The sequence below is a fragment of the Pseudomonas sp. zfem001 genome (genome assembly GCF_032621725.1).
GTDB lineage: Bacteria > Pseudomonadota > Gammaproteobacteria > Pseudomonadales > Pseudomonadaceae > Aquipseudomonas > Aquipseudomonas sediminis.
The window spans coordinates 799,917-812,836 of sequence record NZ_JAVYJI010000001.1 but is presented as its reverse complement, the minus strand read 5'-3'; the positions used below and the strand labels follow the sequence as shown (position 1 = coordinate 812,836).

Annotated in this window: 16 protein-coding genes; 10 read left to right on the top strand and 6 right to left on the bottom strand. The window is 61.6% G+C overall.

Features of this window, described 5'->3' with window-relative positions; translation table 11 throughout:
- Positions 1-217 precede the first annotated feature (217 nt).
- Genes lptB through RTH74_RS03980 form a run of 5 tightly spaced genes read right to left on the bottom strand, consistent with a single transcriptional unit; the run spans position 218 to position 3,539 of the window.
- Positions 218-943: an LPS export ABC transporter ATP-binding protein gene (lptB, locus tag RTH74_RS04000; protein WP_013714100.1), complete on the bottom strand. Its 726-nt coding sequence runs from the start codon at positions 941-943 to the stop codon at positions 218-220.
- Positions 943-1,482, bottom strand: a complete 540-nt coding sequence (gene lptA, locus RTH74_RS03995; protein ID WP_021488070.1) for a lipopolysaccharide transport periplasmic protein LptA — start codon at positions 1,480-1,482, stop codon at positions 943-945. The genes lptB and lptA overlap by 1 nt, the downstream gene beginning before the upstream one ends.
- On the bottom strand, positions 1,469-2,035 hold the full coding sequence (gene lptC, locus RTH74_RS03990; RefSeq protein ID WP_316913810.1) for an LPS export ABC transporter periplasmic protein LptC: 567 nt from the start codon (positions 2,033-2,035) through the stop codon (positions 1,469-1,471). Before lptC ends, lptA begins: the two co-directional genes overlap by 14 nt.
- 8 nt (positions 2,036-2,043) lie before the next feature.
- Entirely contained in the window at positions 2,044-2,565 is a 522-nt protein-coding gene (locus RTH74_RS03985) for an HAD family hydrolase (protein WP_316913809.1), read from the bottom strand.
- Entirely contained in the window at positions 2,565-3,539 is a 975-nt protein-coding gene (locus tag RTH74_RS03980; RefSeq protein WP_316913808.1) for a KpsF/GutQ family sugar-phosphate isomerase, read from the bottom strand. Before RTH74_RS03980 ends, RTH74_RS03985 begins: the two co-directional genes overlap by 1 nt.
- 507 nt (positions 3,540-4,046) lie before the next feature.
- On the opposite strand from RTH74_RS03980, the gene RTH74_RS03975 reads away from it, so the two are divergent.
- The 10 genes from RTH74_RS03975 (at position 4,047) to hisC (ending at position 12,130) form a co-directional block, all read left to right on the top strand.
- Positions 4,047-4,856 (top strand): ABC transporter ATP-binding protein, encoded by an 810-nt coding sequence (locus RTH74_RS03975; RefSeq protein ID WP_106732740.1) that lies wholly within the window; start codon positions 4,047-4,049, stop codon positions 4,854-4,856.
- Positions 4,856-5,653: a lipid asymmetry maintenance ABC transporter permease subunit MlaE gene (gene mlaE, locus RTH74_RS03970; RefSeq protein ID WP_099522484.1), complete on the top strand. Its 798-nt coding sequence runs from the start codon at positions 4,856-4,858 to the stop codon at positions 5,651-5,653. The genes RTH74_RS03975 and mlaE overlap by 1 nt, the downstream gene beginning before the upstream one ends.
- Entirely contained in the window at positions 5,653-6,123 is a 471-nt protein-coding gene (gene mlaD, locus RTH74_RS03965) for an outer membrane lipid asymmetry maintenance protein MlaD (RefSeq protein ID WP_017678927.1), read from the top strand. Before mlaE ends, mlaD begins: the two co-directional genes overlap by 1 nt.
- Positions 6,124-6,137: 14 nt before the next feature.
- Positions 6,138-6,770, top strand: a complete 633-nt coding sequence (locus tag RTH74_RS03960) for an MlaC/ttg2D family ABC transporter substrate-binding protein (RefSeq protein WP_125833737.1) — start codon at positions 6,138-6,140, stop codon at positions 6,768-6,770.
- A complete protein-coding gene (locus RTH74_RS03955; RefSeq protein WP_106732746.1) occupies positions 6,767-7,075 on the top strand; it encodes an STAS domain-containing protein in 309 nt (102 codons plus the stop codon). Before RTH74_RS03960 ends, RTH74_RS03955 begins: the two co-directional genes overlap by 4 nt.
- A gap of 117 nt (positions 7,076-7,192) precedes the next feature.
- Positions 7,193-7,432 carry a BolA family protein gene (locus RTH74_RS03950; RefSeq protein ID WP_003459267.1) on the top strand — a complete coding sequence of 80 codons (240 nt, stop codon included), beginning with the start codon at positions 7,193-7,195 and terminating at the stop codon, positions 7,430-7,432.
- 22 nt (positions 7,433-7,454) lie between these two features.
- Positions 7,455-8,720 (top strand): UDP-N-acetylglucosamine 1-carboxyvinyltransferase, encoded by a 1,266-nt coding sequence (gene murA / locus RTH74_RS03945; protein WP_106732748.1) that lies wholly within the window; start codon positions 7,455-7,457, stop codon positions 8,718-8,720.
- A 176-nt stretch (positions 8,721-8,896) separates the two neighbouring features.
- A complete protein-coding gene (hisG, locus tag RTH74_RS03940; protein ID WP_106732749.1) occupies positions 8,897-9,532 on the top strand; it encodes an ATP phosphoribosyltransferase in 636 nt (211 codons plus the stop codon).
- A gap of 122 nt (positions 9,533-9,654) precedes the next feature.
- The gene (hisD, locus tag RTH74_RS03935) at positions 9,655-10,965 is read left to right on the top strand and encodes a histidinol dehydrogenase (protein WP_316913807.1); all 1,311 of its coding nucleotides are present in this window, start codon (positions 9,655-9,657) and stop codon (positions 10,963-10,965) included.
- Positions 10,966-11,077: 112 nt separating this feature from the next.
- The gene (gene hisC, locus RTH74_RS03930; protein ID WP_316913806.1) at positions 11,078-12,130 is read left to right on the top strand and encodes a histidinol-phosphate transaminase; all 1,053 of its coding nucleotides are present in this window, start codon (positions 11,078-11,080) and stop codon (positions 12,128-12,130) included.
- A gap of 69 nt (positions 12,131-12,199) precedes the next feature.
- On the opposite strand, the gene RTH74_RS03925 is transcribed toward hisC, so the two are convergent.
- On the bottom strand, positions 12,200-12,919 hold the full coding sequence (locus tag RTH74_RS03925; RefSeq protein ID WP_316913805.1) for a DUF4198 domain-containing protein: 720 nt from the start codon (positions 12,917-12,919) through the stop codon (positions 12,200-12,202).
- Position 12,920: the final 1 nt, after the last annotated feature.

Sequence of the window (12,920 nt, the reverse complement as noted above, 5' to 3'; positions counted from 1 at the left end):
GAAGCAAATTATATGCCTGAATTTCTCGTTTTTGCCTAGGGGTTGCAATATTTCTGTAGCGAAAAAATGTGCGGCCTACAGGCTGTGTGAAAGCGTAGCGAGCGAAGGTGAGGCAAGGCAAAAACAAGCGAGAAAGCGCAGTTTACGACTGTAAATGAGCATTTCGAGGTTGTTTTTAACGCAGCAACACCGAGCGCAGTAGTTTTCATGCAGCCTGTCACAGGCGGAATTCGTGGCCCAGGTACACCTCTTTCACCGTCTGGTTGGCGAGGATGGTCTCGGCGTCACCTTCGGCGATCAGTTGCCCATCGTTGACGATGTAGGCGGTTTCGCAGATATCCAGAGTTTCGCGCACGTTGTGATCGGTGATCAGAATGCCGATGCCCTTGGTCTTGAGGTGATGGATGATCTGCTTGATGTCGCCAACCGAAATCGGGTCGACACCTGCAAAGGGTTCGTCGAGCAGAATGAACTTGGGGTTGGTCGCCAGGGCTCTGGCAATCTCTACGCGGCGTCGCTCACCGCCGGACAGGCTCATGCCGAGGCTGTCGGCGATATGGTGGATATGGAATTCCTGCAGCAGGTTTTCCAGCTCCGCCTGGCGTCCGGCGCGGTCTAGGTCCTTGCGCGTTTCGAGAATGGCCATGATGTTGTCGGCCACCGACAGTTTGCGGAAGATCGACGCTTCCTGCGGCAGGTAGCCGATGCCCGCGCGAGCACGGCCATGCATGGGCTGATGACTGACGTCGAGGTCGTCGATAAGCACGCGGCCTTGGTCGGCGCGCACCAGGCCGACAATCATGTAGAAGCAGGTGGTCTTGCCGGCACCATTGGGGCCGAGCAGGCCAACGATCTGACCGCTTTCGATGCTCAGGCTGACGTCACGCACGACCTGGCGGCTCTTGTAACTTTTCGCCAGGTGTTGGGCTTTGAGAATGGCCATTACTGCTGCTGATCCGCGGGTTTGTTCTTCGGTTGGATGACCATGTCGATACGCGGGCGCGGTGTGCTGACGTTGCCGCCTGTAGCGCGACCGGCGTTTACGATCTGGCGGCGGGTGTCGTAGACGATCTTCTCGCCTTCGAAGGTATTACCTTCCTGAATCACCTTGGCCTGGTCGATCAGTACGATGCGCTCATTGCTGGCGAAGTACTGGATGGTTTTGCCGTAGGCCTTGACGATGTCCTTGTCCACAGCCGGCTTCTGCTCGTAGTAGGCCAGATTGCCGACCGATGTGAAGACGTCGATGTCGCCACTGGCGGTCTGGGTGATGGTGACAGTGTCGCCCGTGATCTTCAGGGTGCCCTGAGTGATGATCACATCGCCGCGGTAGACGGCTACACCTTGTCGGTCATCCAGTTCTGCGCTGTCGGCCTGGATGCGAATCGGTTGATCGCGATCCGATGGCAGTGCCCAGGCAGCCGCGCTTCCCAATGCGGCGCCGAGGCTGAGAATCAGGGGGAGGGTATTAACGAACCTCATGCTGGCCTCTTACGTTGGACTGCAGGAGCATCCTGCCGTCATTCAAGTACGCTTTCATTCCTTGTGCCGTGGTTACCCCGTTGGCCGCGACGATTCTAACGGCTTGCTCGGTCTGCGCATATTCCTTGTCAGGAATAACGGTCATGCGGCTGCTGGTGATGATGGTTGGACGGTTCTTGGCGTCGGTGCGGGCGATGCGCACGTCGTCGATCAGTTCTACCTCGACGCCGCCGGGCGAGACTTCGGCACGCTGACTGGTGACTTCCCAGGGCAGCTCGGTGCCGCGATATAGCTTCAGCTTGGGGGTATCGATCAGGGTGATATCGGTGCTTTTGATGTGTTCGAGCTTGTCCGCGGTCATGCGGTAGTGCAGTTTGCCGTCATCCTGGAACTGCACGGTACGCGCGCCTACTGCATAGAAGTCGACGACGTTGTCATCGCTGGCCTGCTGGGTCAGGCGCGCGCTGTCCGGGGCAAGGTTCCAGTAACCGAGTGCGGCCACGACGACTGCAATCAGAGCAAAGATCAGGGTATTGAGGATTTTACGCGGCATGCTGTTCTCTACAGGTAGGCGGCTTGGGCCGCATCCAGTGTGCCTTGGGCACGCATGATCAGTTCGCAGAATTCCCGCGCCGCACCATCACCGCCGCGCGCCTGGGTTACGCCGTGGGCATGCTGGCGGACGAAGCTGTCGGCGCTGGCCACGGCCATGCCCAATCCGACCCGGCGGATCACTGGAAGATCCGGCAGATCGTCGCCCAGATAGGCGACCTCTTCATAGCTTAGGCCGAGTTCGGCGAGCAGGCCGTCGAGCACCACGAGTTTGTCCTCTCGGCCCTGAAACAGATGCTGGATACCGAGGTTGTTGGCGCGGCGTTCGACTACCGGGGTCTTGCGTCCGCTGATGATGGCAGTGCGCACGCCCGAGTTGATCAGCATCTTGATACCGTGGCCGTCGAGTGTGTTGAAGGTCTTGAACTCGCTGCCGTCTTCGAGAAAGTACAGGCGGCCGTCAGTCAATACGCCATCGACGTCGAAGATCGCCAGTTTCACGGCGCGTGCGCGTTGCAGTAGTTCGTTCATTACATCACTCCCGCGCGCAGCAGATCGCCGAGGTTGAACGCGCCGATCGGGCGATCATCACCGTCGACTACCACCAGGGCGCTGATCTTGTTGTCTTCCATGATCTTCAGGGCTTCGGCGGCGAGCATCTCGGCGCGAATGGTCTTGCCATGCAGCGTCATCACGTCATCGATCCGGGCATCGCGTACATCGATACCCTTGTCCAGTGCGCGGCGCAGGTCGCCATCGGTGAAGATCCCGGCCAGATGGCCATCAGCCTCTAGGACGGTGGTCATACCCAGGCCCTTCTGGGTCATTTCCAGCAGGGCGTCACGCAGGCAGGTGCCGCGGGTGACTTGAGGCAGGCTCTCGCCGCTGTGCATCACGTTCTCTACCTTGAGCAGCAGGCGCCGGCCAAGGGCGCCGCCCGGATGGGAGAAGGCGAAGTCTTCGGCGGTGAAGCCGCGCGCTTCGAGCAGGGCGATAGCCAGGGCGTCGCCCAGTACCAGGCTGGCAGTGGTCGAGGAAGTGGGTGCCAGGTTCAGCGGGCAGGCTTCCTGCGAGACGCGTGCATCCAGATTGACCTCGGCGGCCTTGGCCAGCGGCGACTCAGGGTTACCGGTCATGCTGATCAGGCGGATACCGAGGCGCTTGATCAGTGGCAGCAGGGTAACGATCTCGGCGGTCGAGCCCGAGTTCGAGAGTGCCAGAACGATGTCGTCCTTGGTGATCATGCCCATGTCGCCATGGCTGGCTTCTGCCGGGTGGACAAAGAACGACGTGGTCCCGGTGCTGGCCAGAGTTGCGGCGATCTTGTTGCCGATATGCCCGGACTTGCCCATGCCAACCACGACCACGCGGCCCTTGCAGCTGAGAATCAGCTCGCAGGCCTTGATGAAGTCGGCATTGATACGGGGCAATAGCTCCTGCACCGCTTCAATTTCGAGGCGGATGGTGCGCTGCGCGGAATCAATCAGGTCGCGGGTCTGGTTCATTGAGTAAGGCTGTCGGGCGAAAAAAGACGGGGATTATAAACGGAAAAGCTTCCCGCGCTCACCCTCGGTGCAACGAGCCAACGTCGAAACTGTCGCAAGTCTGAACGCCGCTTTGGGGCGCTATTGGGCGGCATGTTCGGCAAATGCTATAGTTCGCGGCCATTTTGGCCCGATAGGGTCTGCTCCCGTTTCGCTCGCGGCCGCGCCGGAGCCTGTTTTGCCGCGAGGCAAGGCACGAGATGCGAAGTTTAGTCGTCTAAATGAGTCGTCGAGTAACGCCGCATCGCGGCAAAACAGGCCCGGCCCTCCGGGTTGCGCGGGAAATGGTCCCCGCTGTCGTTGCAGGACTTGGCAAGGGGCGACCATTACCGGCGTCCTGCGCCTAACCGGGGACCATTTCTCGCGGCAACGCGGCTCGCGATGAAACAGGAGCAGACCCTAACTGGCGCGTGTCTTCGCTTCTGGAGGCGGCGTCTGCCAGGAAGGCCTTATTTTCAAGGAGTTCAGATGAGCGCCGAGCACGAGTACGCGATCGAGTTGCAGGGCGTCAGCTTTCAGCGTGGCGCGCGATCGATTTTCGACAAGGTCGATATCCGCATTCCGCGCGGCAAGGTCACCGGCATCATGGGCCCCTCCGGCTGCGGCAAGACCACGCTGCTGCGCCTGATCGCTGCCGAGCTACGTCCTTCTGCAGGCGATGTTCGCGTCGACGGCGTCAGTCTGCCGAAGCTCTCGCGCGACGAACTGTTCGATATGCGCAAGCAGATGGGCGTCCTGTTCCAGAGCGGCGCGCTGTTCACCGATCTCGATGTGTTCGAGAACGTGGCATTCCCTCTGCGCGTACACACCAAGCTTCCTGAAGAAATGATCCGCGACATCGTCCTGATGAAACTGCAGGCCGTTGGCTTGCGCGGGGCGCTGGATCTGATGCCGGACGAGCTATCTGGCGGCATGAAACGCCGTGTCGCGCTGGCTCGAGCCATCGCTCTGGATCCGCAGATTCTGCTGTATGACGAGCCGTTTGTCGGCCAGGATCCCATCGCCATGGGTGTTCTGGTGCGCCTGATCCGCCTGCTCAACGATGCACTGGGGATCACCAGCGTGGTGGTGTCTCACGACCTTGCAGAAACGGCCAGCATCGCCGACTACATCTATGTCGTCGGTGATGCTCAGGTGTTGGGGCAGGGCACTCCGGCCGAGTTGATGGAGTCGGATAATCCACGTATTCGTCAGTTCATGAAGGGCATTCCGGATGGGCCGGTGCCGTTTCATTTTCCAGCGCCGGACTATCGCGAAGATCTGTTGGGGAGAGGTTGATGCGCAGAAATTCACCGCTCGAACGGCTGCGGCTGTTCGGTCGTGCGGGTATCGATGTGGTCGCGACGCTGGGGCGCTCTGTCCTGTTTCTGGTCAGTGCGCTGTTCGGGCGCAGCCGTGCCGGCAAGCCTTTGCAGCTGTTGATCAAGCAACTGTTCGCGGTTGGCGTCATGTCGCTGGCGATCATCGTTGTGTCCGGCATCTTCATCGGCATGGTGTTGGCCCTGCAGGGCTACAACATTCTGGTCAGCTATGGCTCCGAACAGGCTGTTGGGCAGATGGTCGCCCTGACTCTGCTGCGTGAACTTGGCCCGGTGGTGACCGCGTTGCTGTTCGCCGGCCGCGCCGGCTCGGCGCTGACTGCCGAAATCGGCAACATGAAGTCCACCGAGCAGCTTTCCAGCCTGGAGATGATTGGCGTCGACCCGCTCAAGTACATCGTCGCGCCGCGGCTGTGGGCCGGCTTCGTCTCGATGCCGCTGCTGGCGATGATCTTCTGCGTGGTCGGCATCTGGGGTGCGGCCATGGTCGCCGTGGATTGGCTGGGCGTTTACGAGGGCTCGTTCTGGTCGAACATGCAGAACAGTGTTTCCTTTTATGACGACGTGCTCAACGGCGTGATCAAGAGCATCGTCTTCGCCTTCGTGGTGACCTGGATCGCCGTATTCCAGGGCTACGACTGTGAACCCACTTCCGAAGGCATCAGCCGTGCGACCACGCGCACCGTGGTGTACGCCTCGCTGGCCGTACTTGGCCTGGATTTCATTCTGACCGCTTTGATGTTTGGAGATTTCTGATGCAAAACCGCACGCTGGAGATTGGTGTCGGCCTGTTCCTCATGGCCGGTGTGCTGGCCCTGCTGTTGCTGGCCCTGCGCGTCAGTGGCCTGAGCGTCGGCAGTGCTGGCGATACCTACAAGGTGTACGCCTATTTCGACAACATCGCCGGGCTGACCGTGCGCGCCAAGGTCACCATGGCCGGCGTGAGCATCGGCAAGGTCACTGCGATCGATCTGGATCGTGACAGCTACATGGGCCGGGTGACCCTGGAGCTCGATGGTGGCGTCAATAACCTGCCTGAGGATTCCACTGCGTCGATCCTGACTGCGGGGCTACTCGGTGAGAAATACATCGGCATCAGCGTTGGTGGTGACGAGGAGGTGCTCAAGGACGGCAGCACCATTCACGACACGCAGTCCTCGCTGGTGCTGGAAGACCTGATTGGCAAATTCCTGCTCAATTCGGTCAATAAAGATGAAGCCAATTGATGAGGGCTCCTGACATGTTCAAAACCGTGCGTAATTCCTTGCTGGTGTTGCTGGCTACCATGCCGCTGCTGGCCACCGCTGCGCCAAGCGCCCATGAAGTGGTGCAGCAAACCACCGAAACCCTGCTGGCTGACCTCAAGGCCAACAAGGAGCAGTACCGAAGCAACCCCAATGCTTTCTACGACTCGCTCAACGAGATTCTCGGCCCAGTGGTGGATGTCGATGGCATCGCCCGTGGCGTGATGACCGTGCGCTACTCGCGCCAGGCCTCGCCTGAGCAGATGAGCCGCTTTCAGGAGAACTTCAAGCGCAGCCTGATGCAGTTCTATGGCAATGCCCTGCTCGAGTACAACAATCAGGACATTCGCGTGCTGCCGGCCAGTGGCAGAGCCGAAGGCGAGCGCACGTCGGTCGGCATGGAGATTCGTGACGGCAAGGGCGCGGTTTATCCGCTGTCCTACACCATGGTGTCGATGGATGGCGGCTGGAAGTTGCGTAACGTGGTGATCAACGGCATCAATGTCGGCAAGCTGTTCCGCGATCAGTTCGCTCAGTCCATGCAGAACAATCGCAACGATCTGGATAAGGTCATCGACACCTGGGCTGATACCGTTGCCAGGGCGCGTCAGGCTCGAGGCGAATCGTGAGTCAGGCGAACATCAGCGAGCGCGCCGCTGGGCAATTTCAGCTCAGTGGCGTGCTCGATTACAGCACCGGGCCACTGCTGCGTGAGCAGGGCGCACGCCTGATCGCCGCCAGCAGCGCGACGCGTTTGGCACTGGACTGCAGCGCAGTGGAAAAGTCCAGCAGCGTCGGTCTGGCGCTGTTGCTGGCATTCATGCGTGATGCACGCAAGGCAGGGCGTGAGCTGACAATCAGTGCGCTGCCCGACGACATGCGTGAGATCGCTCAGGTCAGCGGCCTGCTGGAGTTGCTGTCGCTGCAAGCGTGAAGCGTCTTCCGTCGTTCCGTCAGCACCGGTGTTGGCGGGGTTCGCAGGCGGGAGGCTTTTTTGTATCATGGCCGACCCGCGGGCTCAGGTGCCCGAATGCGTCAGTCGAGGTCGAGCATGCAGGCTGCAGAAGTAAAAAGCCTCCTAGAGGAAAAACTCCCGAATACCCAGGTGGAAGTCGAAGGCGAAGGCTGCAACTTCCAGCTCAACCTGATCAGCGACGAACTGGCCGCCCTCAGCCCGGTCAAGCGTCAGCAGCAGATCTATGCCCACCTCAATGCCTGGATCGCTGATGGCAGCATCCACGCCGTGACCATGAAATTCTTCAGCCAGGCCGATTGGGCCGCGCGTTCCTGAGCCTGCGGGCGACGAGATTCCTATGGATAAACTGATCATTACCGGCGGCGCTCGCCTCGATGGCGAAATCCGCATTTCCGGTGCGAAAAACTCTGCTCTGCCGATTCTGGCGGCCACCCTGCTGGGCGACGCCCCCGTCACCATCTGCAACCTGCCGCACCTGCACGACATCACCACCATGATCGAGCTGTTCGGCCGCATGGGCATCGAGCCGGTGATCGACGAAAAACTGGCGGTGGAAGTTGATGCGCGTGCGATCAAAACCCTGGTCGCGCCTTACGAGCTGGTAAAAACCATGCGCGCCTCGATTCTGGTGCTCGGCCCGATGGTCGCCCGCTTCGGTGAGGCCGAGGTGGCGCTGCCCGGTGGTTGCGCCATCGGTTCGCGTCCGGTCGATCTGCACATCCGTGGCCTCGAGGCCATGGGCGCGATCATCGATGTCGAAGGTGGCTACATCAAGGCCAAGGCGCCGGAAGGTGGCTTGCGCGGGGCGCACTTCTTCTTCGACGTAGTCAGCGTGACCGGTACCGAGAACATCATGATGGCCGCGACCCTGGCCAAGGGCCGCAGCGTGCTGGAAAACGCCGCGCGTGAGCCTGAAGTGGTCGACCTGGCCAACTGCCTGATCGCCATGGGCGCGAAGATCCAGGGCGCCGGCACCGATACCATCATCATCGACGGCGTTGAGCGCCTGCACGGTGCGCGTTTCAACGTCATGCCTGACCGTATCGAGACCGGTACCTACCTGGTCGCGGCAGCCGTTACCGGTGGCCGGGTCAAGGTCAAGGACGCCGACCCTTCGACGCTGGAGGCCGTGCTGGCCAAGCTGCAGGAGGCTGGCGCCGAAATCACTACCGGCCCGGACTGGATCGAGCTGGACATGAAGGGTAAGCGCCCAAAAGCCGTCAACCTGCGCACCGCTCCCTATCCGGCGTTCCCCACCGACATGCAGGCGCAGTTCATCGCCCTCAATGCGGTGGCCGAAGGCACTGGCACCATCATCGAAACCGTGTTCGAAAACCGTTTCATGCACGTCTACGAGATGCTGCGCATGGGCGCCAATATCCTGGTCGAAGGCAATACGGCCGTGGTTACCGGGGTCGACAAGCTCAAGGGCGCACCTGTTATGGCCACCGACCTGCGCGCCTCGGCGAGTCTGGTACTGGCCGCGCTGGTGGCTGACGGCGATACGCTGATCGACCGCATTTACCACATCGACCGTGGTTACGAGTGCATCGAAGAGAAGCTGCAACTGCTCGGCGCCAAGATCCGCCGCGTTCCGGGTTGATGGCGATCTGCTGCGCGTCGGTCCTGCTGCGTTAAAAACAGGCTCGGAATGCTCATTTACAACTTGTAAACTCCGCTTCCTCGCCTGTTTTTGCCTTGCATGACTCTAGCTCGCGAGATCGCAGATAGTGTGGCCACCCCTCTTGGGAGGCCGCTTCCGCTCAAGGAAACCGTTTCATGTTGACCATCGCCCTGTCCAAAGGCCGCATTCTCGATGACACCCTGCCGTTGCTTGCCGCAGCGGGCATCGAGCCGACCGAGAATCCGGACAAGAGCCGCAAGCTGATCATCCCGACCACTCAGGATGACGTGCGCCTGCTGATCGTGCGTGCCACCGATGTGCCGACCTATGTCGAGCACGGTGCCGCTGATCTGGGTGTCGCCGGCAAGGATGTACTGATGGAGTACGGCGGCCAGGGCATCTACGAGCCGCTGGATCTGCAGATCGCCAAGTGCAAGCTGATGACGGCTGGCAAGGTCGGTGCGCCGGAGCCGAAAGGCCGCCTGCGCGTGGCCACCAAGTTCGTCAACGTCGCCAAGCGCTACTACGCCGAGCAGGGCCGTCAGGTCGACATCATCAAGCTGTACGGTTCGATGGAGCTGGCACCGCTGGTGGGCCTGGCCGACAAGATCATCGACGTGGTCGACACCGGCAACACCCTGCGTGCCAACGGCCTGGAACCGCAGGAACTGATCGCTACCATCAGCTCGCGGCTGATCGTCAACAAGGCCTCGATGAAGATGCAGCACGCGCGCATCCAGGCCCTGATCGATACCCTGCGTGGCGCCATCGAGGCGCGACACCAAGGCTGATTCCTCACCGCGCCTTCTGGTCGCGGCAGCCTATCCGTGTCATAGCCAAATTCTCAGGTGCCCGCACGGTGGGCTTGCTACTCTAGCGGCGCCTGAAATTTGCCATCACACGAGGCTTAGCCATGACTGCTCCAATCGCCATTCGCCGACTCAATGCCGCTGACCAGGATTTCGCCCGACACCTGGATCATCTGCTGAGTTGGGAGAGTGTGTCCGACGATGGCGTCAACCAGCGCGTGCTGGAAATCATCCAGGCCGTGCGTGAGCGTGGCGACGCCGCTCTGGTCGAGTACACCCAGCGTTTCGATGGCCTGCAGGTCGCCAGCATGGCCGATCTGATCCTGCCGCGTGAGCGCTTGGAACTGGCCCTGACCCGCATCAGTGTCGAGCAGCGCCAGGCGCTGGAAGTGGCCGCCGAGCGGGTGCGCAGCTACCACGAGAAGCAGAAGCAGGACTCTTGGCGCTACACCGAAGCCGACGGCACGGTGTTGGGGCAGAAGGTCACCCCGCTGGATCGCGCCGGCCTGTACGTGCCGGGCGGCAAGGCGTCCTACCCGTCCTCGGTGCTGATGAACGCCATTCCGGCCAAGGTCGCCGGTGTGCCGGAAGTGGTAATGGTGGTGCCGACCCCGCGCGGTGAGATCAACGAGATCGTTCTCGCTGCTGCCGCCATCGCCGGCGTCGACCGCGTGTTCACCATCGGTGGCGCCCAGGCGGTCGCCGCGTTGGCCTATGGCACCGAGAGCGTCCCGCCGGTGGACAAGATCGTCGGCCCCGGCAACATCTATGTGGCCACCGCCAAACGCCATGTGTTCGGCAAGGTGGGCATCGACATGATCGCCGGCCCGTCGGAGATCCTCGTGGTCTGTGATGGTCAGACCGATCCGGACTGGATCGCCATGGACCTGTTCTCCCAGGCCGAGCACGACGAAGACGCCCAGTCGATCCTGGTCAGCCCGGATTCTGACTTCCTCGATCGCGTCGCCGAGAGCATCGCCAAGTTGCTACCGACCATGGAGCGTGCCGAGATCATCCGCACCTCGCTGGAAGGCCGTGGCGCCTTGATCCAGGTAGCGGACATGGCGCAGGCCATCATCGTTGCCAACCGCATCGCCCCCGAGCACCTGGAGCTGTCGGTGGCCGACCCAGAGGCCTGGTTGCCCGAGATTCGCCACGCCGGCGCGATCTTCATGGGCCGTTACACCGCAGAAGCCTTGGGCGATTACGTGGCTGGCCCGAACCATGTGTTGCCGACCTCCGGTACCGCGCGTTTCTCCTCGCCGCTGGGGGTGTACGACTTCCAGAAGCGCTCGTCGATCATCTTCTGCTCGCCGGATGGCGCGTCGGAGCTGGGCAAGAGCGCTTCGGTGCTGGCCCGTGGCGAGTCGCTGACTGCGCATGCGCGCAGCGCCGAGTACCGTATCAAGCCATAGGCCAGTCCGAACCAGTAGGAGCCAGTTCGCTGGCGAGCCGCGCCTGAAAGCATCGCCGGCAAGCCGGCTCCTACATCAAACAGATCGAACCATTTCGAGGAGAAAAGGGCAGATGAGCAAATTCTGGAGCCCCTTCGTCAAGGACCTGGTGCCCTATGTACCGGGTGAGCAGCCCAAGCTGAGCAAGCTGGTCAAGCTCAACACCAATGAGAACCCCTACGGCCCCTCGCCCAAGGCCATCGCCGCCATGCAGGCCGAGGTCAATGACAACCTGCGCCTGTACCCGGACCCCAACAGCGACCGCCTGAAGCAGGCGGTGGCTGAGTATTACGGCGTGCAGCCGGCTCAGGTATTCGTCGGCAACGGCTCCGACGAGGTGCTGGCGCACGCTTTCTACGGCCTGTTCCAGCATGAGGCGCCGCTGCTGTTCCCGGATATCAGCTACAGCTTCTATCCGGTGTACTGCGGCCTATACGGCATCGATTACCAGCAGGTGGCGCTGGACGAGCAGTTCCAGATTCGCGTCGAGGACTATGCCCAGCCCAATGGCGGCATCATCTTCCCCAACCCCAATGCGCCGACCGGCTGCCTGCTGCCGCTCGAGGCCATCGAGCGTCTGCTGCAGAACAGCCCGGACAGCGTGGTGCTGGTAGACGAGGCGTATATCGACTTTGGCGGGCAGACGGCCATTGCCCTGGTCGACAAGTATCCGAACCTGCTGGTCACCCAGACCCTGTCCAAGTCGCGCTCTCTGGCGGGCTTGCGCGTGGGCATCGCGGTCGGTCATCCGGACCTGATCGAGGCGCTGGAGCGTATCAAGAACAGCTTCAACTCCTATCCGCTCGATCGCATGGCCATCGCGGGTGCTGCGGCGGCGTTCGAGGACCGCGCTTATTTCGAGAAAACCTGCCAGCAGGTGATCGAGAGCCGTGAGGCAGTTGTCGCCGGTCTACAGGAGCTGGGCTTCGAGGTGCTGCCTTCGGCGGCGAACTTCGTCTTCGCCCGTCATCCGGGCAAGGATGCAGCGACTCTGGCAGCCGGGCTGCGTGAGCAGGGGGTAATCGTGCGTCACTTCAAGCAACAGCGCATCGCCCAGTTCCTGCGTATCACCATCGGTACCCCGGAGCAGAACCAGGCCCTGCTGGACGCCCTGCAAGGCCTTTGATCCAGGCGACTGTGAAGAGAGCCGGTGGCGCGTCAGCGTCACCGGCTTTTTTCATGGCACAGAGTGGGCTTACTCGTGGTGCGGCTGGCCAAGGAAGGTCAGCGAGGTGAACAGGCCGCGGCTCTCGATATTCGGGTCGTTCTCCACCGGTACATAGACCGAGGCGCTGATGATGTTCAGTGCCTCGTTGCGCACCGTTACCTGGGCGCGGCCCTCGGCATCGGTTATCGCGCTGACCTGATGCGGTGCGCCGCGATAGTCGCCGACCAGCTCGACGCCTGCCATCGGCTTGCCGTCCACCAGCACGCGCACCGGCAGCGGCTTGCCGGGGCCGACCTTGAGCGGGTCGACTTGCGGAACGATGACCAGTTTCAGCGGCTCGAGGTCGGGCAGCTTGGCGCCCTCGCTGTAGATCGCCAGGCTGTACTTGTAGGTGTGCAGCGACTGGGTCGAGTTCGTCACCTGGCTGCGGCCCTGGTTGATCCATTGGCCTTCCGGGGTCTTCGACCAGGCGCCATTGTCCAGCGCGACACCGAGTACGGCGGGTTTCTTCAAAGGTTGCAGGCGGGCGTGGTCGGCCAGACGTTCGACGGTCACCGGAATCATTCGACCTGCCGCGTCATAGGCCCAGGCGCCGCTGATCTTTTCCGCCTTGAAGGCATCGTCCTCGGCGCCGTGGCCGTAGACGACTTCGATATTGCCGCGGCGCTCTTCGGTCCAGAGGCCGTGGGCGAGAGCGCTGCTGCTGGCGAACAGGCCGGCGAGAAGCAGGTAGGCAGGAATACGCATG

Coding starts and splice junctions, on each gene's coding strand:
- RTH74_RS03980 (WP_316913808.1), bottom strand. CDS start 3,539: ATGAACCAGACCCGCGACCTGATTGATTCCGCGCAGCGCACCATCCGC.
- mlaD (WP_017678927.1), top strand. CDS start 5,653: ATGCAAAACCGCACGCTGGAGATTGGTGTCGGCCTGTTCCTCATGGCC.
- RTH74_RS03960 (WP_125833737.1), top strand. CDS start 6,138: ATGTTCAAAACCGTGCGTAATTCCTTGCTGGTGTTGCTGGCTACCATG.
- mlaE (WP_099522484.1), top strand. CDS start 4,856: ATGCGCAGAAATTCACCGCTCGAACGGCTGCGGCTGTTCGGTCGTGCG.
- RTH74_RS03925 (WP_316913805.1), bottom strand. CDS start 12,919: ATGCGTATTCCTGCCTACCTGCTTCTCGCCGGCCTGTTCGCCAGCAGC.
- RTH74_RS03975 (WP_106732740.1), top strand. CDS start 4,047: ATGAGCGCCGAGCACGAGTACGCGATCGAGTTGCAGGGCGTCAGCTTT.
- RTH74_RS03985 (WP_316913809.1), bottom strand. CDS start 2,565: ATGAACGAACTACTGCAACGCGCACGCGCCGTGAAACTGGCGATCTTC.
- hisG (WP_106732749.1), top strand. CDS start 8,897: ATGTTGACCATCGCCCTGTCCAAAGGCCGCATTCTCGATGACACCCTG.
- murA (WP_106732748.1), top strand. CDS start 7,455: ATGGATAAACTGATCATTACCGGCGGCGCTCGCCTCGATGGCGAAATC.
- hisC (WP_316913806.1), top strand. CDS start 11,078: ATGAGCAAATTCTGGAGCCCCTTCGTCAAGGACCTGGTGCCCTATGTA.
- lptC (WP_316913810.1), bottom strand. CDS start 2,035: ATGCCGCGTAAAATCCTCAATACCCTGATCTTTGCTCTGATTGCAGTC.
- hisD (WP_316913807.1), top strand. CDS start 9,655: ATGACTGCTCCAATCGCCATTCGCCGACTCAATGCCGCTGACCAGGAT.
- lptA (WP_021488070.1), bottom strand. CDS start 1,482: ATGAGGTTCGTTAATACCCTCCCCCTGATTCTCAGCCTCGGCGCCGCA.
- RTH74_RS03950 (WP_003459267.1), top strand. CDS start 7,193: ATGCAGGCTGCAGAAGTAAAAAGCCTCCTAGAGGAAAAACTCCCGAAT.
- lptB (WP_013714100.1), bottom strand. CDS start 943: ATGGCCATTCTCAAAGCCCAACACCTGGCGAAAAGTTACAAGAGCCGC.